Here is a 22,614-nt window from a genome sequence, read left to right as displayed (position 1 = left end):
AAAAACAACCACTGCTATTTTTGGCGCAGCTTATGGTATACTCCGCCGCCTTAACATTTGCCATCGCACTTTTTCACTGAAACATAACGAGGAAAATAAATGAGTACGCCTGATTTTTCCACTGCCGAGAATAATCAAGAACTGGCCAATGAAGTCACCTGCCTGAAAGCCATGTTGACCCTGATGCTACAGGCAATGGGGCAAGCCGACGCAGGGCGCGTGATTCTTAAGATGGAAAAACAGATCGCGCAGATTGAAGATGAAACGCAGGCCGCGGTATTTTCCAGCACTGTTAAGCAAATTAAACAAGCTTACCGCCAGTAACAGGAAACCGGCTGAGAGGGAAACTTTCAGCCGGTTTTGCGTCTGGCACGCAGAACATTCGTTTTTTCAGATAAGGCCCGTCGCGGCCGCATAGCAGGCAATCTGCGTTTTATTCGGCGCGTTAAACTTTTTCTGCATGTTTTTCTGATGAAAGTTAACGGTGTTCTCTGAGATGGACAGAATCATCGCGATCTCTGATGACGTCTTTCCTTCCGCCGTCCACTTCAGGATCTCTTTCTCTCGCTTACTGAAGCGCATTTCTGGCGTCATCACCATTTCATCCTCCAGCCGCGTCAGCGCCGACAGGCTCTCACGCACCAGCAGTTGCAACCGGAGTTCAATTTCATCATGTGCAAACGGCGCATGGCGGGCGCTCGCCCGGGAGACAGAGAGGAAGCCCAGCGCCCGATTCGGCAGCATCAGGCATTGCGTCGCCCCCCGGCGTAGACCATGAGCGCGCGCCGCGTCCCATAGCGACTGCGCTTCGCTAAATAAGGCATCATTCCATGCCAGATGCCCCTGGCGGAAATTTTCCGGCTTTAATACCGGATCAATAGAGAAATAGTTTTCAGACTGATAATGCGCCACCCACGCTTGCGGGTACGTGGTGTGAACGGAGATTTTTGGCCGCGTAAACGGGACGGGATGGCGAACACACAGCGCATAATAATCATATTCAAGCTGCTGTGTCTGATGTTGTAATTCAGTGTAGACATCTTCTGCCGTCGCCATTTCCTGAAAGCGTACCAGCATACTCCGTCGCCAGGTGAAGAAATCATTTTCCTGCATACTAAACGGTAACACCCCTGAGATTGATAATCATTATAATGTTTAAAACAAGCTAACACATAAATGAAGTTTATATGTAGAAAATATCGGTCAGATGGCGAATTACTTGAGGTGTGTTTCACCCGGCGGGAGAACACAAAGGGATTACGGCTATAATCAGGCGGGTATTATTGATATTTATTTAAATACACTCGCCCAAAACGGGATTATTTCAGGCGAGTGCGCGAAAACACTTATTGCATCAGGAACTTCTCAAGAAACTGACGCGTGCGTGGTTGCTGAGGATTGGCAAATAACGGTTTGGCCGCGCCCTGCTCCACAATGCGCCCCTGATCCATAAATATCACCCGGTCAGCCACGTCGCGCGCAAAGCTCATTTCATGCGTCACGATAACCATCGTGCGCTTTTCCTGCGCCAGCTGGCGTATCGTACTGAGCACCTCCCCCACCAGCTCAGGGTCGAGCGCGGAAGTCGGTTCATCAAACAAAATCACCTCCGGGCGCATCGCCAGCGCGCGGGCAATCGCCACACGCTGCTGCTGCCCACCGGACAGGCGACGCGGATAGCTGGTCTCTTTCCCGGCCAGTCCTACCTTCGCCAGCAGTTCCCGCGCTAATGCCGTTGCTTCGGCTTTGGGCTCGCCTTTCACAATCACCGGCCCTTCAATGATGTTCTCCAGTACGGTACGGTGCGGAAACAGATTAAAGTTCTGGAATACGAACCCCACATGCTGACGCAACTGCCGAATTAGCCCTTTTTGCTTGCTTAACGAGCTTGCGGTATCAATGGTAATGTCGCCCACTTTGATGGTGCCCGCCTCAGGCTGCTCCAGCAAATTAATGCTGCGCAGCAGCGTTGTTTTACCGGAACCGCTGGGGCCGATAATCGCCACCACCTCACCAGGTTTCACCTCCAGGTCGATGCCGTGCAACACCGTCTGACCGTGGAACTTTTTCACCAGGTTTTTAACTTCAATCGCACTCATTTTGGATCTCTCTCCTGGCGGTTAAGCTGCTCTTCAAAATAGTTTTGCAGCGCGGAAAGTACCGTCGCCATCACCCAGTAGATCAGCGATGCCGCCAGATACATGGTGAAGACTTCCAGCGTACGCGAGGTAATCAGTTGCGCCTGACGGAACAGTTCCGGCACCTGAATCGTCGCGGCCAGGGAGGTATCTTTCACCAGGCTGATGAAACTGTTGCTCAGCGGCGGCAACGCCACGCGGGCGGCCTGCGGCAAAATCGCGCGACGCAGCGTTTGCCACGGCGTCATACCGATACTTGCCGCGGCTTCCCACTGACCTTTGTCGATAGAAGAGATCGCCGCACGCAGCGTTTCCGAAGTGTAGGCTGCGGTATTCAGCGACAGGCCAATCATCGCCGCCGGGATCGGGTCCAGCTCAATGCCAAACTGCGGCAGGCCGTAGTAGATCATAAAAAGCTGGGCAATCAACGGCGTACCGCGAAAAATGGAGATATAAAAACGCGCCAGCCAGCGGACAGGCAGCAGGGGCGACATGCGCATCAGCGCGAGAATGAAGCCCAGCAGCAGGCCGAAAAACATCCCGCCAATACTCAGCTGTAGCGTAAACACCGCACCTTTAAGCAGATACGGCAGCGAGTCAATCACCAGTTGGATACTTTCTTGCATGAGTGTTTTTCTACCCGGAAGTTACACGTGAGGATGGTAGGCAAACAGCGCTGGCGCCCCACCGGTATGAATAAAGAGAATCGGGCCTTCATCTTTGAAGCGCTTCTGGCTGATGCCATCGATCAGGCCCGCCATCGCTTTCCCCGTATAGACCGGGTCAAGCAGAATGCCTTCCAGGCGCGCCAGCAGCTTCACGGCCTCCATCCCCTCTTCATTCGGCGTTCCGTATCCCGGCGCGAAATAGTCGTCCCACAGCAGGATGTCCGCCGAGGCGGTCAGTTCCAGCTCTTTAGCAATCGCTTGTTGCAGCGTAACCACTTTGGGCTTCTGATCGATAACCTTGCGCGACACGGTCACGCCGATCAACTCAACATCTGGCATCAGTTGTTCCAGACCTACCGCCAGCCCGGCGTGCGTACCGGCGCTTCCCGACGCCACCACCACGGAGGACAGCTGTACCGCACCCTCGCACTGTTGGGCGATTTCCAGCGCGCTTTCCACGTATCCCATTGCGCCTAATGGGCTGGAGCCGCCGACCGGAATCACATACGGCCTGAACCCCTGCGCCTCAATACGGGTCGCCAGTTCCTGTAACTGGGCGTCAGGATCGGTCAGCGCGTCGCACATCTCAATTTGCGTGTTAAAAAGATCCAGCAGCAGACGATTGCCGTTGGTCAGGTAGTTTTCCGCCGTCGTACCGATAGGATTTTCCAGTAACGCAACGCAGTGTAATCCCAGTTTTGCCGCTACCGCCGCCGTCTGGCGAACGTGGTTCGACTGGATGGCGCCCGCCGTAATCAGCGTATCCGCGCCTTCACGCAGCGCATCGGCAGCCAGAAATTCAAGCTTGCGCAGTTTATTCCCGCCCATCGCCATCGGCGTTACGTCATCGCGTTTAATGAAAATGTCGCGACCCAGATAATCAGATAAACGCGGCAGGTATTCGAGTGGCGTTGGCGCGCCAATAAATTCCAGGCGTGGGAACCGCGTTAAATTATGCAGTGGCATAAAGCCTCCGGTATTCATTGTTGTGATGTTCTTTTTATTATGCACGTTCAAACGGATGAAATAAAAAAGGCGCCGTATTAAAGCGCCTTTTTTTGCAATTATGACGATTATTTAGTCACATCTGCGCCAAACCATTTCTCAGACAGCGCTTTCAGCGTGCCGTCTTTCTGCATATCGGCAATGGCGCCATCTACCGCTTTCAGCAGATCTTCATTGCCTTTACGCAGCGCCACACCGGCTTCCTGACGGGAGAACGCTTCGCCGGTAACGGCCAGCGTGTCTTTGGTTTTCTTCACCAGATCCAATGCGGCCAGGCGATCCACCAGAATAGCGTCAATACGGCCTACGCGCAGATCCTGGTATTTCGTCGGATCGTCATCATAGGTGCGAATGTCTACACCCTGTACGTTCTGGCGCAACCACTCTTCGTAGTTTGTTCCCAGACCAACGCCGACTTTCTTACCTTTCAGGTCAGCCGCCGTTTTGATGCTGCCTTCATTGCCTTTTTTCACCAGCGCCTGAATACCAGAAATGGTATAAGGTGTTGAGAAGTCGTATTTTTTCTTACGTTCGTCGGAGATGGTGACCTGGTTGATAACCACATCAATACGTTTGGAATCCAGCGACGCCAGCATACCGTCCCATTTGGTCGGTTTCAGCGAGGCTTTTACGCCGAGGTGTTTCGCCAGTTCTTCTGCGAACTCCACTTCAAACCCGGTCAGTTTGCCGTCATCACCCTGGAAACTGAACGGCGGGTAAGTCCCTTCCAGGCCTACCAGCAGCGTGCCGCGCTCTTTTACTTTGTTTAACAGACCTTCATCTGCATAACTCTTCACGCTCATCCCGGCGACAAGTGCAACTGCCATCACACCCATCAGAGCCTGACGTCCCAGAAGTGCTAATTTCATAGTTACCCCGAATGTTGTCATTAATGACCGTAGTGTAGAGGGTTTGCTGCTAATCACAAACACGACTCCGCTACATGTTATTCATTTTTAATATATATCAGAAGTAGCCATCCGGGATGATTTCTGCATCTGTCCGGCATGCGTATGCGTTTTATACTGTTCGTACTTACGCAGCGCGATCCGATAGTTATTGGTGCTGGTTTCGGGTAACCACGGGGCCAGGTTTTCATCAAGAAAACCTTCCTGTAGCAGGTCGTGAGAGATGTTCTGTTCGGTGAGATGGTTGCCCAAGCGACGCAGGCGCACGACATATTCACGCACGGTGCCGTGGCTCATTTCGGTTTGCTCAAACAAGAATTGTTTAAAACCGATGATGTCAAAGAAGTCACTCTGCTCTTTGCAGTGCAGATCGCCGCAGAAACGGCACAGCGCCGACCACTCCTTCTGCTCCTCCTGCCATTGTGCGTCGTCCATCAGCGTATCCAGGCGGGAAATCGCGATTTTATTGACAATCTGCCCCCGGCGAACCAACGTGATCCTGTCGAGCAATTTATGGCAATGAGCGCAATGCGTCTGGCTGTGTTTAAAGTCTTTGAGGTAGCGGCTTAGTGGCCGTCTTTTAGATTGCTGCACCGTCATGAGAACTCCTGGTAGTCAATACGTTGTGCGGCACTATTAAGGGGCGACGACGATCGCCCTTTATAACTTACCCAGCTTGGTGCGTAGACGTTTGATGGCCTGGCTGTGCAACTGGCTTACCCGTGACTCGCCGACTTCCAGCACCGCGCCAATCTCCTTCAGATTGAGCTCTTCCTGGTAATACAGCGTCAACACCAGCTGTTCGCGTTCTGGCAACGATTCAATCGCATCCATCACACGCTGGCGTAAATTGCTCTCAAGGAGCTGTTGTAACGGGTTTTCCTGCTGGTGTTCTTCCGTCACCAGCTCAATGCTATCGCCATGCTCTTCCCGCCACTCGTCATAAGAGAAGAGTTGGCTGTTATTGGTATCAAGCAACATCTGACGATACTCTTCCACAGGAATCGCCAGCCGCTCCGCCACCTCAGTTTCCGTCGCGTTGCGCCCTAATTCCTGCTCCAGTTGCCCCATCGCCTGCGCCACTTCGCGAGCATTGCGCCGGACGCTACGCGGCACCCAGTCACGGCTGCGTAGTTCATCCAGCATCGCTCCACGAATACGCTGCACTGCGTAAGTGGTAAATGCCGTTCCTTGCAGAGCGTCATATCGGTCAACTGCATTCAATAACCCGATACCGCCCGCTTGTAGCAGATCGTCCAGTTCCACGCTCGCCGGCAAACGCACCTGCAGGCGCAATGCTTCGTGACGCACCAGCGGTACATAACGCTGCCACAGCGAGTGTTTATCCATTACACCTTCAGCGGTATACAGTGAATTCACGATAAACAGCCCTGCGTTAGTTGAGTTATCGGCATGATTATCCGATTCTGCAGGGGTTTTAATCGGGTGAATAGTGGGTGAAATGAGGGGTTATTTGGGGGTTACCGTTATTTATAACCCCCAATTCCCCTCAGGGGATCTAAAAATCAGGCAACGCGCTCGGCAAAAATCTCATCAGTTTTCAACGCTGATGAGTCACTACTCACATTTTCGCTCACTCCTTTTAACAATGAAGCAATTTCTACCTGTACCTCTTTCTCAAGGCCAGGATAGAGAGGCAAACAAAGGACTTCATCTGCACGTAATTGCGCAATTTTAAGTTTATCTTGTCTGGCGCTCTCCAGAGCACGATACATTGGGAAGCTACTAATTAATGGGTAGAAATAACGGCGGGGCATAATATTGTGGGACTTTAATAAATCATAGACCCCATCTCGCGAAACAGGAAACGCATCCGAAACCATAATTGGGCAATAAGCATGATTCCATGCAATATTATCCGGCGGGATCAGCAGTGAGATACCAGGAATATCGGCCAGGAGTGTTTTATAGTTATCAAACAGCGCCGCGCGCTCAGCTAATGCTTTATCGATATGGCGAAGTTGCAATAAACCAAACGCTGACTGAACTTCATTCATTTTGCCATTTATGCCAGGCGCCACAACGGTGGTTTCCCCGGCAAAACCAAAGTTTTTCAAATAATCAATGCGTTGTTTCGTTTTTTTATCATGGCAGATAATCGCTCCGCCTTCTATCGTATTGAATACTTTCGTGGCATGGAAACTCAAGACAGATAAGTCGCCTTCGCGCAAAATGGTTGTCCCTTCCCGCTTAACACCAAAAGCGTGCGCTGCATCGTAAATCACTTTCAGACCATAAATATCAGCAATCTGCTGAATATGCGCTGTGTCACAGGGGATGCCATAACAATGGACAGGCAAAATAGCGGTAGTTTGCGGTGTGATTGCCTCTTCAATTTTCCGTGGGTCCATATTACAGGTGACAGGGTCAATATCGACAAAAACCGGTTTTAAGCCATTCCACAGTAGCGAATGCGACGTTGCCACAAAGGAATACGGCGTGGTAATCACTTCACCTGTGATGCGTAACGCCTGAAATGCAGTTAGCAACGCCAGCGTACCGTTTGCAAACAGACACAAATGTTCAACGCCGAGATATTCCGCCAGCGCCTCTTCAAGTTGCTGGTGAAATGGACCTGCATTGGTTAATTGTTTGTTTTGCCATATTTCTTCCAGATAAGGAATAAACTCATCAAGAGGTGGCAATAAAGGACTGGTAACAAAAATGTTCTTATCCATAATTTCTCCGCCCGCACCGATAAACGAAAGCGCATCGCACCGCATTAAATTAACTGATACTGCCCCAATAACACTTTCACCTCAGAGGGGGAGCAGTTCATTAGCACATCAATAATTGACAATCCGGCATGGAATTTACCCCCACCCTGAGGGTAATGAACATCATCCATTTTAATAAATGACAGTTTCATCCCCTGAGCGACAAATTCATCAGAATGATAAAGATGCTGCCCACCAGGACTATTGATATAATGGTCTCCACCGAGAGTTCGGCAAATGTTCATCACCCTCCCGCTTGCAGTTTTATCACATGAATAATTCAAATCACTAGCCATGTGAAGTGACACTTCAATGCCAAGCCAGGCAAATATTTCTTTAAACGCATACTGGCAAAGCGTGGGAATCTGGCGCTGCTCGGCGGTCAACACCTTCTCAACAATACTAAAAACTGGTTCAAAATATGGCCTTTTATGATAAGCCTGATGAACTGTTTTCAGCACCTTAGCAACATTAACGTCAAAGCTTAACGTATTTATTTTTTTGAAAGATGAAGCGCCCGGCACAGCAACGGTAAAGCGCTGAGGAGAGTTCCCCATCAAAATGGTATTACGATTAATGTAGCCCTGACGGATATAATTTACGTCATCATAAATTACAAACTGATCGACCGCATTAATCAGTTGAAAATATCCCAGGTAAGGGAATAGATAGGGCTGCATAATGCCGATTTTCATTGTGCACCTTTTCTGGGGACAAAATAGTAAACGGTTTCCAGTAGCCCTTCCGTATAGTGACGCAGGTAGATGTCGTAGTCCTCACGATAACCCAATACCTGCTCAGGCAAGGTTCTGAAATCATCAGGTTTGTGATAGCAACAGACGGCAAGCAGTGGATGCTGTTGACGAATAATCCGTTTTGCTCCCTCCAGAGCCTGTGACTCAAAACCTTCGATATCCATTTTGATGAACGTCACTCGCCCTTTTAACACATCGTCAAGGGCCACCATTTCAACATCGATCCCCCCGTCTTCGCTCGCATGCGAAGTCGACCCCGAGGAAGAAAAACTCAGCTTCTGCTGGCTGTGCGAGACGCCACAGGGATAAACATAAACATTTTCCCTGCCCTGCATCGCCTGTTGAATACTCTGCGCCTGGCGCGGTTCTGGTTCAAAGATACATACTGTGTTATAGCTGGGAAATCGACGCATAAACTCAACGGAAGTGGCGCCGTCAAAACTACCGCAATCAATAAAATGTTCGGCATATTCGCCAATAAAGGGCAGATCGAAGTACTGATCGTTCAGGCAAATATTATACTGCGCAAGAAACTGTAGCTTGTTGGTAAGCCTGAAGTTGATGATATCGTCAAAAGTGCGCTTTGAAATATCATCCGCAAGGAGCGCACGGATACGCTCATAGGCTTCACGGTTCTCGGCGTAGTCGCGCACAAATTCGGGTTGATGATACCAGGTCGGCTTGCTTAACAGGTGGCTGAAATAGCGATAAAAGCTGAAGTAATCGATCTGTTTATGTCCCGCTGCCGACAGCGTTCGCCATGCCGATACCGGGCGACCATCCATAATCGAAGAAACAATCAACGCGTCCGAAGGAACCTGACTTAGAGAGATAATCGGAAACCCGTCAATCTGAGTTTGCGTTGTTTTATTATCAATGATGCCCTCAACGTTAAATACCTTAGCCATTTCAATGCCATAACTCGTCAGCCCAAAGATATAACGAGGTGAGGCTTTCTCGATAAACGCATGGCAAAAATCGGCAGTTTGCTCGTCAGTCAACATAACAGGCTCTCTTAGCGCAAATAAAACTCAACGGCATCAACATCCAGAACGAGCACATCTTTCAGCGTTCGGACATCCATCCGCTCAGGAAAATAGTTATCAATAAACAAACTGTTTGGCTGTATATATTCTGACTTTCGCTCTCCAGAAGTCAGATGGATGACCTCATCGAAAAGGTTCAACGCAACCCCTGCGCACATAAGTGTTTCTTCAGGTTTCTGCGCATGGCGAGTGATCAGCGTAATGGCTTTTCCCTGCGCCCGACTCTGGTATAAAAACGCCATGACGGCAGGTACCGCAAAACCATCGATAATGAGGGTGTCGTCAAGATCGACATAGATTCGCTGATAGTTGAGTTCACTTCGCGTTCGGGACACAATGGCCCGATCAACGATACCGACACTCATTTCCGGGAGAGCGACAACATCGCGTCCCATAAAGTCATGGATAGCCATAAGCGGTAAATTCACCCCTCTGGCACGCTGAAAAACCATTGCGCCAGCAATCCTGCAGGCCACCTCCAGCAGTTTCCATTTCCCTGTTCTGTCGCGTTTTAGCTGTACAAACCAAGGGCCACGAAGCGCCAGTCGCGCATTTATCGTTTCGACAATGTCGGTTATTTCATCGTCAAGAACGACCTCTCGTGAACGCATGCTGATACCCGCCCGAACACGTTCACGGGTACGAGGCCCAGCCCAAATCAAACGGCGGTTTCGGTCAGTGAAACAGTCGACGGTGATCTCCTCTCCCGGCAGATATTCCACCACGATCGCCTGCGCGACGGATTCAATCGCCTGTTCCAGAGACAGGCGGTTATTTACTCGCTGTACACCATTTCCCCCCTGTCCACAGTCTGGTTTTACGATCGCCGGCCAGTCGTCAATTGTTGCAAGATCGCAGTATCGATGAGGGACCCAGTGGCAATCGTCAAATAGGGCATAGGTAGCGCTTTTATAACGTAGCGTCTCCGTTACCTGACGATCGCCATTAACCAAAAAGTAGTGCTGCCGGGGTTCATTAAGTTGTGCAAGTTTTAACGCGACAGAATCATGCGTAGCGAAAACGACATCAATCTGCTTCTCTTTCACCAGTCGCAGAAATTGCGCGTCGAAGTCGTCAGCATGAATATTGGGCATATCACCGGCATAATCGGGAAAACGAAACTCCCCGTGATCGCTTACGCTCGATGCCCCCAGCAGCAGACCAATATGGACGGAATAGCGCAGCGCGCTATAAATCTCACCCGCATTCTCTGCACCGCAAGGGAAAATAAGGACATTAATTTTTTTCATCAGAACCTTCCCCGGTATATGAGAGATACGCAATCACAAAATCTGCAAGAGATTGCATTTCATCCAGCCCATAACGATGGTCCACAGGCAACGGTAGGATGTGTCTGATGTAACGGTATTCAATCGAATCGACACTCACTCTTTGCAAGGCATCAAGCCAGTAAACAGGAATAAAAATTCGGCGCTGACGAAGCGCTTCGCGCAGATTTTCATTTTCAGTCAGTAGTGGGTAGCAAAGCGGGCCGCATTCTGGCCTGGCAGGTAAATTTAGCGCATTGATACAGGCAAGACGCTGATACAGGTACTGGTAATTTTCAAGGCGTCGCTGCTCACAGGCTTGATAATCGATCCCGGCTAATAAACGATGAGTCAGCATAGACATGCCTTCCCCCGGTAGTTCCTCCAGCGTTTGCTCTGCCTGTCGGTAGGCGGTGTAGCCAGCCTCTGCGCCCTGCGCCAGGCGAATAAAAAGATGCTCAGTGCGCTGAAGAGAAGCTGATTCCTCTGTCGGAGGGATATCCACCTGTATTGCACCAGCCAGCATCCCGCCATCGGGAACGCCGAAAAATTTCCTGGGTGAGTAGATCGTTGCCAGACCGGGTTGCGGCGCGGAGAAAAAGGACTGAGAGTGATCCCAGACGATCTGCTGTGGATTAAACCGTTCCATGAGCGACTGAGCCAGGTTATCGACGAGGCCAAAATAGTTAACCGCAAGCACCCAGTCACCGTTTTCTGGCTGAAGATCGTCCGCAGGAGCAAACGCGGCGTCCAGAGAATAAAAACGTACGGGAATGCCTAACGTTTCGGCAGGCGATAGCATTGCATTGCAGATCCAGCGCGGCATCCAGAGTGCTGAAGGTTGCCCTTTTTTCAATAGAGCATAAAAGGCCGCACGCGCAGAACTGAAACACTGTGCATCAGAATACAACGTCTGGCTTATTAACGCCGTTTCGAGGGGGAAATATCCACCTATAGCATCAGTCAATGTGTTATTCACTCTCTTCCCCCACCAGCCCTACATAACCTCTTCGCCGTAAATGCCTCACTCACACCAGTTCGCCCATTATGTATCGCTATTAATCACCACTGGCGCAGGCGGCAACCCCTGACAATAACGCTGCCAGATAATCTCCAGCGCCCGCTCGAAATAAATGGCTTCTCGCACCTGAGATACACTCTTCTCTTTCAGGCGAGAGCGCAGCGACTGGCGCAACTCAGCCAACGCATGGGTTTGTTCAGACAACAAAACCGCCTTAGCGATGTACTGTTCTTTGTCAACGGCCACAAAATCCTGCAGCCCACAAAAATTCAGCCCGGCGCTGCACTGCCTGGAAGCGATGGTGTCCCCGGCAATAGTTAATGTAGGAACACCCATCCAGATCGCATGCCAGGTCGTCGTTCCCCCGGTATAAGGAAAGGTATCCAGCAAAACATCAATGTCGTTATGTAATGCCAGATACTCATGCAGCGACATCTTTTGCCTGAATAGCAACCGTTCCTCATTAATGCCCTGCTCCTTAAACAACATTCTGAAATGGTTAACCATATTGCTGTCAGACATATAGCCGATAAGCAAACGCGCATCAGGTATGCTGTGCAAGATCTTGCTCCAGACGCGAACAACCTCATCATTGATTTTTTTCGGGCGGTTAAAGCTGGCAAAAGTGATAAAGCCATTTTTCAGCGCAGGCAATGGGCCAACATCAGGGCTCTCTTTATTCGGATGGAACTGCTGAACCGCTGGAAGATAAATTAATTTTTCAACAAAGGCAGGATCCAGAACGCCCGGTTCCGCAAAACGACTATCAATAAGGTAATAATCTACCGTCGCCATCCCCGTGGTTCCGGGATAACCGATCCAGGAAAGTTGGACAGGTGCTGGTTTTAACGCAAAAGCCGGCAAACGGTTATAACCAGTGTGCCCGGAGAGATCGACAAGGATATCAATTCCATCCCTTTTAACCTGCTCAGCAAATTCGAGGTGGCTTAGATGTGTGACTTTTGACCATACGCAGGCACTTTCCATCAGTCGCTCGGTCACCTCATCCTGTAGTGGGGAGTTCTGGTAACCGTATATTTCAAAGCGATCGCGATCCAGAGAATACCAGACCGGCGCGAGGAAATTCGTCACCGGGTGGCGGCCAAAATCTCCAGAAACAAATCCGATACGTAAGCGAGATTTCTCTTCGCGCGTATGAGTAATAGTAAACGGCTGTTTACTCGCCCAACGCTCAGCGGCCTGGCCAAACTGCTTATGTTCTTCCAGCAGCTCCTGCGCTGTAAGCTCTGTGCTGTGCGTCAGCCCAAACAGCAAGCTGGTGAAGGCATTAAAATTACCCGGATCCAGCTCGACTACGCGGCGTAAATAAGGGATCGCCTCGCTCATTTTTGACTGATCACCAAGGATCGTTCCCAGATTCTCAATAATGCCCGCAGAACGCGGTTCTATCTCTATTGCTTTACGCAAACACATTTCCGCCAGCGTATATTCCATCATTTCACGGTAAAGAGAACTGAGAAGATCCCATGCCGCAGCATACCCAGGTTCGGCGCGCAAGATCGCCCGTGCCAGACGCCCTGCTTGCCAACGCCAGTTTTTACGATAAAAAATAGCGGAGAGCTCATAAAAAATACGCCAGCTACTCGACTGCAACGAGAGCAACGACATACTGGCTTTCAGCCCGGCGTCATAATCGGAAGTACGCAAATAGAAATTCGCCAGAAGATAGTGCACATGGACATTATCTGGTCTCTGTGCAACCAACCGTTCAATGCTCGCACGCGCCTGCTGGAATCTGCCTTCCTGCATTAACTTTTCTAGCTGTCGATGAAAAGCCTCTTCCACCGGGGCCAGAGCCGGCATGGATGTCTTTTTCTTGCCCGGCGTTGCCCTGGCGGAAGGTAAAAATCCGCCGTTGGCCTCCGTACCGGAATAAAGAATCAGCGAGAAAACAAGGGGCCAGGTTTCTTCAGCCGGAAAATGGCCGATAAGCTGCTGCAAAAAAGCCCGCCAGGCTTTGGGAGCAGCCGCCACCATCCCCTTCTTAACCAGACTAAACAAGATTTGCGCATTCTGCGCCGTTACCACCGGCGTCGGAGCAGACATCGCCGACAATTCTTCGTCATTCAGTTCTACAGTTTCATGCCAGCGGTTAATGGCATATTTACCTCTTGTCGCCGCCACCCACTGTGCCGGCGCAGCCTGGCAGGTATCGTAAACGCTCTTATCCAGAGAGAAATGTAAGTCAGGCAACCCTTTCAAAAAAAGAGCCGACAGTGACTGGCTGATATCCTCCCGCCATGCTTTATCCTCTAAGTCGGGCTGACGAACGTTATAAACGAGCTGTTCGAAAGTGAGGCTTGCGGGCCAGCCGTCGCCGAGAACATCAAGGAGAGCCAGCGTAGCGATATCATCCGTAGAGACAGGCGTTTCGCTATTTGCGGTTAACGTGTTGAGAATCCTTCCTTGCAGAGACTGACGGCGAAAACTTCCTGCCCAACGCAGATCTTTCAGTTTCGTCAGGTCCGGCAACACAGACACCGTTTGCGCATTGTCGCTATGGGTCAACAGGCTAAAACGCGTGCCGCGATTCACTGCGAAATCAAGATACTGTTGGATCAGAATTTTGTTATTGAGTGGACTGAGCACATTGTGTAGATGTTGGATCTTTTCATCATAATGCGCCGCAAGCTCTGTCCATGGTAGTAAGTCGCCGACATAAGCCAGGCCAAAAGTCTCGATCACACCCGCAAATTCAAGCAAGTAACGGTACTCGTTTGGTGTTTGCAGAAGGCTATGGCTAATCAGCAAATCTGATAATGTATCGCTACTTTTTAAAAATGCAGCCTCCCCGGTGACGCCGTTTAGCTTTAACCAGCTTAACATTGCCCGGGAACTGGCGATTTGCGTTTCGATATCATTCGCCAGACTGCTATGAATTTGTACCGCGTCGCGAATAATCTCGTTTATTTTTGCACCAGGATGGCATTCCCATTCAATGGCAATACAACCCTGAGGGCTTAAATGCTGTTGGCAAAACGCAAGGAGTTGGTCGCGAATATCATTACTCAACCAACTAAAGCTGCCATGAATAATAATATAATCATATTCACCGATATCCTGGCTGAGTAAGTCATCAAGAGAAAGTGAAAAAAGTGCCAGGTTATCCGGCGCACTGCCCAGTAGAGCCTGTTGCGAAGAAAGAGAGTTTTCGCTCTCAAGCTCCACGCCGACAAAGCGCGAGTTGGGATACATCAGCGCCTGCGAATACAGTGTATAACCTTCCCCTGCGCCCAGTTCAAGCACTCTGGCGGTATCAAGGACAGGCGTTGTCACGCCATACAAATGGTTAACAGCCCTGATATGGCCCGGGGTGGAATAGCAAATGCTGTAGCTCTTATCTGACTCTGTAGGCAATCCCAAAATTAATGCTCCCGCCGGTAATCTCTTTACAGTAATGACCAGATTTACAGTACAGGAGTGGGATATTTTTAATGGCGTAAGAAGAGACTTAATTTTTGCTTTATTCGTGGTATCTGCGCGGGAATAAAAAAACCAGTCCGAAGACTGGTTTTATAAAGAGGCTGGTCCGTGCGATTAACGCAGCAGGGACAGAACAGTCTGCGGAACCTGGTTTGCCTGAGACAGTACAGAAGTACCAGCCTGCTGCAGGATCTGCGCGCGGCTCATATTGGAAACTTCAGTTGCGTAGTCAGCATCCTGAATACGAGACTGTGCAGCAGACAGGTTGGTTACGGTGTTGTTCAGGTTAGAGATGGTGGATTCGAAACGGTTCTGAATCGCACCCAGGTCAGAACGCTGAGTATCAACAGCTTTCAGTGCAGTATCGATAGAGGACAGCACGTCAGTAGCCAGAACGTCGAAACCTTTGGTGGTAACGCTACGCGTTTCACCTGAAGCCAGACCCGTAGTAACACCAGAAGTACCGGTTGAATCAAATTTGTTCCAACCGCTGTTGCCATTAATGGTGATGTCGATTTTCTGGGTGTCGTTAGCGCCAACCTGGATAGAGATAGTTGTAGCAGAGCTAGTACCTGCCAGGATTTTGATGCCGTTGAACTGGCTCTGGCTGGCAACACGGTTGATTTCGTCCAGACGCTGGTTAACTTCAGACTGAATGGAGTCGATGTCAGAACCAGAGTTGGTGCCGTTCTGAGCCTGAACAGCCAGCTCACGGATACGCTGCAGGTTGTTGTTGATTTCGTTCAGAGAACCTTCAGCAGTCTGAGCAATGGAGATACCGTCGTTAGCGTTACGCGCAGCCTGAGTCAGGCCTTTGATGTTAGAAGTGAAACGGTTAGAAATCGCCTGACCAGCAGCATCGTCTTTAGCGCTGTTGATGCGCAGACCAGAGGACAGACGCTCGATAGCCGTGCCCAGAGCAGACTGAGATTTGTTCAGGTTGTTCTGAGTGGTCAGTGACATCAGGTTAGTATTGATAACTGCCATAATTTAATTCCTTCAAAAATGGGTTCTAAGTTCGGTGCCGAACACTCACGGCGTCTCTCACCGTCAACAAGGGTATCGGCGCAACTTCACAGTACTTTAGAAATAAACGACAAAAACTTTTAACTAATTATTTTTAAAGGTAATTAAATGCAGTTTTCTCATTTTTTAGAATCAAGAACACGATTGTTTTGTATAAAAATAAAACAAAAACAATCCCTCTATATGCCCTTCTCACCCCGCCCTTTTCTGCCGATTATTTTTTTACGGTCAATGTAAACTTTCACCAAAAGTTGCCGATACAGAGAGCTGTACACCCAAGACTTTAAGGAAAAAAGACATGCCTACTATTAGTAACCTGGGGGTTGGCTCTAATCTGGATCTGACGACGCTCTACAACCAATTGGAAGCTGCTGAAAAAACAAAATTAACATCAATTACAACTCAGCAGACAAACTATAACGCCCAGTTGAGCGCGTACGGTAAGTTACAAAGCGCATTAACCAATCTGCAGACTGCCACTGCGGCATTGGGTAAAACAACAACCTGGAACTCGACAACCGTTAGCAGCACTAACACGGCATTCACTGCCACAACAACCAGTGAAGCTACTGCCGGAAGCTACACAGTCAACGTGAGTCAGGTTGCCAAAGCACAGGTATTGATGTCCGGCAAGATTGACAGCAACACAACAAAACTGGGCGAAACAACGACGAACGGTACGCGCACAATTACGATTACGCAGCCGGGAACCAAAGATCCTTTAGAAATTACATTGTCGGATTCCGACACCAGCCTGAACGGTATTGCGAAAGCCATTAATAATTCCAATGGTAACGTCTCCGCCACGGTAATGAAGGCTTCTGACGGCGACTATCGTCTGATGCTGACATCAAAAACGACGGGTACGGACTCAGACATGACCGTAACGGTAACCGGTGACGACACGCTCCAGCAGGTTATCGGTCACGATGCTTCAACAAATGCGCTAACCGAGCAGACCGCATCGCAGAACGCAAAACTGACAGTGAACGGCGTCGAACTTGAACGTTCAAGTAATATCATTTCTGATGCGTTGCCAGGCGTCACGTTGACGTTGAAGAATAAAAGCACCGCCGATGAAACGCTGGAATTAACCCGTGCAACAGAAGAGAACAGCAAAGCAATAAATGACTGGGTAACAGCCTATAATGCGCTACAGTCAACCATCGCCAGCGTGACGAAGTACGTCAAAGTTGAGCAGGGCAAAGACCAGTCAGCAACTAACGGTGCGTTAATGGGCGACACCAACGTGCGTTCCATTCAATCGCAATTACGCAGTCTGCTGACGGATGTACAAGGCGGCGCTTACGCCATTATATCTCAACTGGGTATTACTCAGGATCCGGTGACCGGCGCCGACGGTTCGACAGGTAACCTGAAAATAGACAGCACTAAGCTGACGAAAGCATTAACTGATAACCCACAGGCGGTTCAGGAATACTTTATCGGCGATGGCAAAACGACAGGTTTTGCTACAGAAATGAACAATATGTTGACCAAAATGCTGGATACCTCCGTCGATCAATCTGGGGTTATTAAAAACGCGCAGGATGGCATCAACAAAACGCTCAAGACATTAGAACAGCGCTATGACGCGATGGAAGCCTCCATAGAAGCAACCATGGCGCGCTACAAAGCGCAATTCACCTCACTGGATAAGTTGATCAGTCAGATGAACAATACTGCAAACTACCTGACACAGCAGTTTAGCTCATCCAGCAGTTAAGGAACTGATATGTATAGTAAAAGTGGTGTTCTTTCCTACCAAAAAGTCGGGGTGGAAAGTGCGGTAATGAGTGCCGACCCACACCAACTGATTGTTATGCTTTTTGACGGAGCACTAAGCGCTCTCGTCAGGGCACGACTATTCCTGGAGCAGGGAGAACTGTTATCGAAAGGTGAAGCGCTGTCAAAAGCGATCAATATTATTGATAACGGCCTCAAGGCGGGACTCAACATGGACGTTGAAGGAGACCTTTCCCGCAATCTGGCATCACTTTACGATTACATGATACGTCGTTTGTTACTGGCCAACTTACATAACGACGTCGAAGCTATCATTGAAGTAGAGGGATTGCTAACCAATATCGCTGATGCCTGGAAACAGATTGGCTCACCGGTTTCACCCGTTCAGGATACCCTTTGATGACTAACTTCATCCCGTCACTTACCGACTGGCATGCCCTGCATGCCCTTAGTATCACAATGTTGGATCTCGCTCATTCAGGGAAATGGGATGAACTGATTGAGCAGGAGATGAATTATGTGCAGCTGGTAGAAGGTATTGCACGTAACCCCATCTCTCCCGGCAATACATTTCTGATAAACCAGGCAAAAGAGATCCTGAATGCCGTACTCCGTAACGAGGCTGAGTTAAAAACGCTGTTGCAGCACCGTATGGAAGAGCTACGTCAGCTTATAGACCAGACCGGAAAACAGCAGTCCGTCTCCACGACATACGGGAACCTGGCGGGAAATATTCTGTTCCCCAGTAACCTGAATCAATAATTTTTCCCAATCTGCAATTCTCATCCATACTCCAGAAGTTGGCCTGACGACTTCTGGAGCACGGAAGATGAAAAACCCCACGCTATTGCAGTACTTCCACTGGTATTACCCTGACGGCGGCAAGCTCTGGCCAGAACTGGCTGAGCGCGCTGGCGGCCTCAATGATATCGGCATTAATATGGTCTGGTTACCGCCCGCCTATAAAGGCGCGTCCGGCGGGTATTCCGTAGGTTATGACTCGTATGACCTGTTTGATCTGGGTGAGTTTGATCAGAAAGGATCTGTCGCCACGAAATATGGCGACAAAGCGCAGCTGCTGGCCGCCATTGGGGCACTAAAGCAAAATGACATTGCGGTTTTACTCGACGTGGTCGTCAACCACAAAATGGGCGCGGATGAAAAAGAGGCCATTCGCGTACAGCGGGTCAATGAAGATGATCGCACGCAAATCGATGACGAGATCATCGAATGTGAAGGCTGGACGCGTTACACCTTCCCTGCCCGCGCCGGTCAATATTCGCAGTTTATCTGGGATTTCAAATGCTTCAGCGGTATTGATCACATCGAAAACCCGGACGAAGACGGCATCTTTAAGATCGTCAACGACTACACTGGCGACGGCTGGAACGACCAGGTCGATGATGAGATGGGTAATTTCGACTATCTGATGGGCGAAAACATCGACTTTCGCAACCATGCGGTCACCGAGGAGATCAAATACTGGGCGCGTTGGGTAATGGCGCAAACCCATTGCGACGGCTTCCGCCTGGATGCGGTCAAACACATTCCGGCCTGGTTTTATAAAGAGTGGATAGAACACGTCCAGGAGGTTGCGCCAAAGCCGCTGTTCATTGTGGCGGAGTACTGGTCTCATGAAGTGGACAAGCTACAAGCCTATATCGATCAGGTGGATGGAAAAACCATGCTGTTCGACGCGCCGCTACAGATGAACTTCCACGAAGCCTCTCGTCGGGGGCGTGATTACGATATGAGCCAGATTTTCACCGACACGCTGGTGGAAGCCGATCCTTTCCATGCCGTAACGCTCGTGGCAAATCACGATACCCAACCGTTACAGGCGCTTGAAGCGCCCGTTGAAGCCTGGTTTAAGCCGCTGGCCTATGCGTTGATCCTATTGCGGGAGAACGGCGTACCGTCAGTGTTTTACCCTGATCTCTACGGCGCACATTACGAAGATACGGGTGGCGACGGCGAAACCTACACCATTGATATGCCCGTTATCGAACAGCTCGATCAACTGATTCTCGCGCGCCAGCGTTTTGCCCACGGTATCCAGACGCTCTTTTTCGACCACCCCAACTGCGTTGCCTTTAGCCGTAGCGGTACAGACGACGATCCTGGCTGCGTGGTCGTACTTTCCAACGGCGATGACGGCGAGAAGACCATTACGCTAGGTGAAAATTACGCCAACAAGACCTGGCGTGATTTTTTAGGCAATCGGGAAGAGCGCGTAACCACCGATGAACAGGGTGAGGCCACGTTTACCTGCAACGGTGGCTGCGTCAGCGTATGGGTCATTGAAGATGCACTGTAAGTACAGGAGAGAACACCGGCCGGGTAAGCGTTAGCGCCACCCGGCAACAATATAATTACCGCCAGCGTTTACCGAAAATGTTTACGGTAACTGACTCGCGAGCGGATGTTTCGATAAATAATCGGCGCATTCGGTCGTGGGTCGATCCACGCGTTGCAGCGTCATACCATCATATTCCAGCGTGTTCCCTTCACGCTCAATCTCATAGAGTTCGCGCTTCACCGTAACGTTGGTTAAATCACCGGAAAGCAGCGTCAGTTTACCCGGCAGGGCAATCACCCGCTGCCACTGACGGCAATCCAGGGTATCACCCTCTTTGGTCACCACCAGACTGGCTATCGCCTCGGGGCTCACCAGTTTGCGCTGAGGACCTTTTGACTGCCAGTATCCTTCCAGACCGGCTGGCGCTGGCGTCTTCACCACATCGTTATAGTTCTGTACCTCTGCACACCCGGTAAGGACCAGAAATGCGCCAACGATCGCTATTTTTTTCATCATTCATCCTGCATGCGAAGAAAACAGGATTGTGGCATTAAAGCCCTGATGTCGCCAGCCTTTCAGGGCCAACAAGTAATATTGATCCAGTCGATATTACTTCTTATTAGTAGTAGGCAAAAAATCTGATCGGTGTACTATCCGCTCTTCTTTTATTTTCCTTCTGAGTTCAGAGGCTAAGAAAGCATGTCATGGCAACAATTCAAACAAGCCTGGTTAGTTAAATTCTGGGCGCCTGTCCCTGCGGTCATCGCAGCAGGTATTCTCTCCACTTATTATTTCGGTATCACCGGTACGTTCTGGGCTGTTACGGGCGAATTCACCCGCTGGGGTGGACAAATCCTCCAGCTGTTTGGCGTTCATGCTGAAGAGTGGGGTTACTACAAGCTGATCCATCTGGAAGGCTCCCCTCTTACCCGCATCGACGGGATGATGATCCTCGGCATGTTCGGCGGCTGTTTTGCGGCGGCACTGTGGGCCAACAACGTTAAATTACGTATGCCGCGCAGCCGTATCCGCATTATGCAGGCGATTATCGGCGGGATGATTGCCGGTTTTGGCGCGCGCATGGCGATGGGTTGCAATCTGGCGGCCTTCTTCACCGGTATTCCGCAGTTTTCTCTTCATGCCTGGTTCTTTGCGCTGGCAACCGCCATCGGCTCCTGGTTCGGCGCGCGCTTCACGCTACTGCCCATATTCCGTATCCCGGTCAAAATGCAGAAAGTCTCCGCTGCCTCGCCGCTGACGCAGAAGCCGGATCAGGCGCGCCGCCGTTTTCGTCTGGGGATGCTGGTCTTTATCGGCATGATCGGCTGGGCGCTGCTGACGGCGATGAACCAGCCAAAACTGGGGCTGGCCATGCTGTTCGGCGTGGGCTTTGGTCTGCTGATTGAACGTGCGCAAATTTGTTTCACCTCGGCCTTCCGTGACTTGTGGATCACCGGTCGCACCCATATGGCGAAAGCCATCATCTTCGGGATGGCGGTGAGCGCTATCGGAATTTTCAGCTACGTGCAGTTAGGCGTGGAAGCGAAGATTATGTGGGCTGGCCCGAACGCCGTTATCGGCGGTCTGCTGTTTGGTTTTGGCATCGTGCTGGCGGGCGGGTGTGAAACCGGCTGGATGTACCGCGCCGTGGAAGGTCAGGTGCACTACTGGTGGGTGGGCCTCGGCAACGTTATCGGCTCCACTATTCTGGCATATTACTGGGATGATTTTGCCCCGGCGCTGGCAACCCGTTGGGACAAAGTGAATCTGCTCGACACCTTCGGCCCGCTGGGCGGCCTGCTGGTCACTTATCTGCTGTTGTTTGCCGCGCTGATGCTGATAATCGGCTGGGAAAAACGTTTCTTCCGTCGCACCGGGTTAACCCCTGCTAAGGAATCCGCATGAAAAATATCGTTCCTGATTACCGTCTTGATATGGTTGGTGAGCCCTGCCCTTACCCGGCCGTCGCCACGCTGGAAGCGATGCCGCAGTTAAAAAAGGGAGAAATTCTGGAAGTGGTGAGCGACTGCCCGCAATCCATCAATAATATTCCGCTGGATGCGCGCAATCACGGCTATACGGTGCTGGATATTCAGCAGGATGGCCCAACGATTCGCTATCTGATTCAGAAGTAATCATTTGCCGGATGACGGCGCAAGCGCCTTATCCGGCCTGTATGATGCATTCAGCAGGTCTGGCTACACCTGCATCGACATCACTTCCTGGTACGCCGACATCAGTTTGTTGCGTACCTGAATACCCATCTGCATTGAGACAGACGCTTTTTGCATATCGGTCATCACATCATTAAGCGCAATGCCTGGCTCACCCAGAGTAAATTTTTCTGCCTGTACGCGCGCGGTGGTTTGCGTATCACTGATGCGATTCAGTGCCGCATGCAGTTGACCGGCAAAACTTACGGTTGGTTGCGGCAGCGCGTCTTGCGCCCGTGCGGACATCGCCGTTGCCTGTAGCTGGCTGATGACCCCTTCAATCCCCTGTATTGCTGACATGCTAATCCCCTGGATGATTTTTTACACAGCAGAGATTAC

At 50.4% G+C, this 22,614-nt stretch carries 24 protein-coding genes and 1 pseudogene; 8 read left to right on the top strand and 17 right to left on the bottom strand.

Annotated features, from left to right (window positions below):
• Positions 1 to 32 precede the first annotated feature (32 nt).
• Both OGW17_RS21640 and OGW17_RS06850 read left to right on the top strand, forming a co-directional pair.
• Entirely contained in the window at positions 33 to 80 is a 48-nt protein-coding gene (locus OGW17_RS21640; RefSeq protein WP_418222342.1) for a hypothetical protein, read from the top strand.
• Between the two features lie 19 nt (positions 81 to 99).
• The gene (locus tag OGW17_RS06850; protein ID WP_012131931.1) at positions 100 to 324 is read left to right on the top strand and encodes a DUF2594 family protein; all 225 of its coding nucleotides are present in this window, start codon (positions 100 to 102) and stop codon (positions 322 to 324) included.
• A 66-nt stretch (positions 325 to 390) separates the two neighbouring features.
• Here OGW17_RS06850 and sdiA read toward each other — a convergent pair whose 3' ends face one another.
• The 15 genes and pseudogenes from sdiA to OGW17_RS06780 all read right to left on the bottom strand — a co-directional run bounded on the left by sdiA (position 391) and on the right by OGW17_RS06780 (position 15,978).
• Positions 391 to 1,113: a quorum-sensing transcriptional regulator SdiA gene (gene sdiA / locus OGW17_RS06845; RefSeq protein ID WP_012131930.1), complete on the bottom strand. Its 723-nt coding sequence runs from the start codon at positions 1,111 to 1,113 to the stop codon at positions 391 to 393.
• A 233-nt stretch (positions 1,114 to 1,346) separates the two neighbouring features.
• On the bottom strand, positions 1,347 to 2,099 hold the full coding sequence (tcyN, locus tag OGW17_RS06840; protein WP_047463102.1) for an L-cystine ABC transporter ATP-binding protein TcyN: 753 nt from the start codon (positions 2,097 to 2,099) through the stop codon (positions 1,347 to 1,349).
• Entirely contained in the window at positions 2,096 to 2,764 is a 669-nt protein-coding gene (gene tcyL, locus OGW17_RS06835; RefSeq protein WP_012131928.1) for a cystine ABC transporter permease, read from the bottom strand. The genes tcyN and tcyL overlap by 4 nt, the downstream gene beginning before the upstream one ends.
• Positions 2,765 to 2,785: 21 nt before the next feature.
• On the bottom strand, positions 2,786 to 3,772 hold the full coding sequence (gene dcyD, locus OGW17_RS06830; protein WP_024130239.1) for a D-cysteine desulfhydrase: 987 nt from the start codon (positions 3,770 to 3,772) through the stop codon (positions 2,786 to 2,788).
• A gap of 107 nt (positions 3,773 to 3,879) precedes the next feature.
• Entirely contained in the window at positions 3,880 to 4,680 is an 801-nt protein-coding gene (gene tcyJ / locus OGW17_RS06825; RefSeq protein ID WP_071258756.1) for a cystine ABC transporter substrate-binding protein, read from the bottom strand.
• An 87-nt stretch (positions 4,681 to 4,767) separates the two neighbouring features.
• A complete protein-coding gene (gene fliZ / locus OGW17_RS06820; protein ID WP_012131925.1) occupies positions 4,768 to 5,319 on the bottom strand; it encodes a flagella biosynthesis regulatory protein FliZ in 552 nt (183 codons plus the stop codon).
• A 60-nt stretch (positions 5,320 to 5,379) separates the two neighbouring features.
• A complete protein-coding gene (fliA, locus tag OGW17_RS06815) occupies positions 5,380 to 6,099 on the bottom strand; it encodes an RNA polymerase sigma factor FliA (protein WP_024130237.1) in 720 nt (239 codons plus the stop codon).
• A 146-nt stretch (positions 6,100 to 6,245) separates the two neighbouring features.
• Positions 6,246 to 7,418: a DegT/DnrJ/EryC1/StrS family aminotransferase gene (locus OGW17_RS06810; protein ID WP_052194516.1), complete on the bottom strand. Its 1,173-nt coding sequence runs from the start codon at positions 7,416 to 7,418 to the stop codon at positions 6,246 to 6,248.
• A 44-nt stretch (positions 7,419 to 7,462) separates the two neighbouring features.
• Positions 7,463 to 8,152, bottom strand: coding sequence for a WbqC family protein (locus OGW17_RS06805; RefSeq protein WP_071258758.1), 690 nt, complete (start codon positions 8,150 to 8,152; stop codon positions 7,463 to 7,465).
• Complete coding sequence (locus OGW17_RS06800; protein ID WP_081353199.1) at positions 8,149 to 9,216, bottom strand: FkbM family methyltransferase; 1,068 nt, start codon at positions 9,214 to 9,216, stop codon at positions 8,149 to 8,151. The genes OGW17_RS06805 and OGW17_RS06800 overlap by 4 nt, the downstream gene beginning before the upstream one ends.
• Positions 9,217 to 9,227: 11 nt before the next feature.
• The gene (locus OGW17_RS06795) at positions 9,228 to 10,508 is read right to left on the bottom strand and encodes an ATP-grasp domain-containing protein (RefSeq protein WP_047463093.1); all 1,281 of its coding nucleotides are present in this window, start codon (positions 10,506 to 10,508) and stop codon (positions 9,228 to 9,230) included.
• Entirely contained in the window at positions 10,495 to 11,505 is a 1,011-nt protein-coding gene (locus tag OGW17_RS06790) for a hypothetical protein (protein WP_139267363.1), read from the bottom strand. Before OGW17_RS06790 ends, OGW17_RS06795 begins: the two co-directional genes overlap by 14 nt.
• Positions 11,506 to 11,571: 66 nt before the next feature.
• Positions 11,572 to 14,394, bottom strand: coding sequence for an O-linked N-acetylglucosamine transferase family protein (locus tag OGW17_RS06785; protein ID WP_139267364.1), 2,823 nt, complete (start codon positions 14,392 to 14,394; stop codon positions 11,572 to 11,574).
• A 129-nt stretch (positions 14,395 to 14,523) separates the two neighbouring features.
• Positions 14,524 to 14,814: pseudogene (locus tag OGW17_RS21595) on the bottom strand (class I SAM-dependent methyltransferase); the annotation flags it as partial.
• A 291-nt stretch (positions 14,815 to 15,105) separates the two neighbouring features.
• Entirely contained in the window at positions 15,106 to 15,978 is an 873-nt protein-coding gene (locus OGW17_RS06780; protein ID WP_071258764.1) for a flagellin N-terminal helical domain-containing protein, read from the bottom strand.
• Between the two features lie 337 nt (positions 15,979 to 16,315).
• Between OGW17_RS06780 and fliD the strand changes: the two genes are divergently transcribed.
• The 4 genes from fliD to amyA all read left to right on the top strand — a co-directional run bounded on the left by fliD (position 16,316) and on the right by amyA (position 20,080).
• Positions 16,316 to 17,743 (top strand): flagellar filament capping protein FliD, encoded by a 1,428-nt coding sequence (gene fliD / locus OGW17_RS06775; protein ID WP_012131916.1) that lies wholly within the window; start codon positions 16,316 to 16,318, stop codon positions 17,741 to 17,743.
• Positions 17,744 to 17,752: 9 nt separating this feature from the next.
• Positions 17,753 to 18,163 (top strand): flagellar export chaperone FliS, encoded by a 411-nt coding sequence (gene fliS, locus OGW17_RS06770; RefSeq protein ID WP_012131915.1) that lies wholly within the window; start codon positions 17,753 to 17,755, stop codon positions 18,161 to 18,163.
• Positions 18,163 to 18,525, top strand: a complete 363-nt coding sequence (fliT, locus tag OGW17_RS06765) for a flagella biosynthesis regulatory protein FliT (protein WP_012131914.1) — start codon at positions 18,163 to 18,165, stop codon at positions 18,523 to 18,525. The genes fliS and fliT overlap by 1 nt, the downstream gene beginning before the upstream one ends.
• A 67-nt stretch (positions 18,526 to 18,592) precedes the next feature.
• Positions 18,593 to 20,080 carry an alpha-amylase gene (gene amyA / locus OGW17_RS06760; RefSeq protein ID WP_071258768.1) on the top strand — a complete coding sequence of 496 codons (1,488 nt, stop codon included), beginning with the start codon at positions 18,593 to 18,595 and terminating at the stop codon, positions 20,078 to 20,080.
• Positions 20,081 to 20,161: 81 nt separating this feature from the next.
• Here the strand turns inward: amyA and yedD are convergent, their stop codons facing one another.
• Positions 20,162 to 20,575 (bottom strand): lipoprotein YedD, encoded by a 414-nt coding sequence (gene yedD / locus OGW17_RS06755; protein ID WP_047463076.1) that lies wholly within the window; start codon positions 20,573 to 20,575, stop codon positions 20,162 to 20,164.
• Between the two features lie 186 nt (positions 20,576 to 20,761).
• Here yedD and yedE point away from each other — a divergent pair, with 186 nt between their 5' ends.
• Complete coding sequence (gene yedE, locus OGW17_RS06750; RefSeq protein ID WP_047462916.1) at positions 20,762 to 21,967, top strand: selenium metabolism membrane protein YedE/FdhT; 1,206 nt, start codon at positions 20,762 to 20,764, stop codon at positions 21,965 to 21,967.
• Positions 21,964 to 22,197, top strand: coding sequence for a sulfurtransferase-like selenium metabolism protein YedF (yedF, locus tag OGW17_RS06745; RefSeq protein WP_000790504.1), 234 nt, complete (start codon positions 21,964 to 21,966; stop codon positions 22,195 to 22,197). The genes yedE and yedF overlap by 4 nt, the downstream gene beginning before the upstream one ends.
• A 63-nt stretch (positions 22,198 to 22,260) precedes the next feature.
• Here yedF and fliE read toward each other — a convergent pair whose 3' ends face one another.
• On the bottom strand, positions 22,261 to 22,575 hold the full coding sequence (gene fliE, locus OGW17_RS06740; protein ID WP_012131910.1) for a flagellar hook-basal body complex protein FliE: 315 nt from the start codon (positions 22,573 to 22,575) through the stop codon (positions 22,261 to 22,263).
• Positions 22,576 to 22,614: the final 39 nt, after the last annotated feature.

This window comes from Citrobacter sp. CK181, assembly GCF_030333595.1.
GTDB lineage: Bacteria > Pseudomonadota > Gammaproteobacteria > Enterobacterales > Enterobacteriaceae > Citrobacter_B > Citrobacter_B koseri.
Note: the sequence above shows the minus strand (reverse complement) of the source record. Positions and strands in the feature narration are given on the sequence as shown.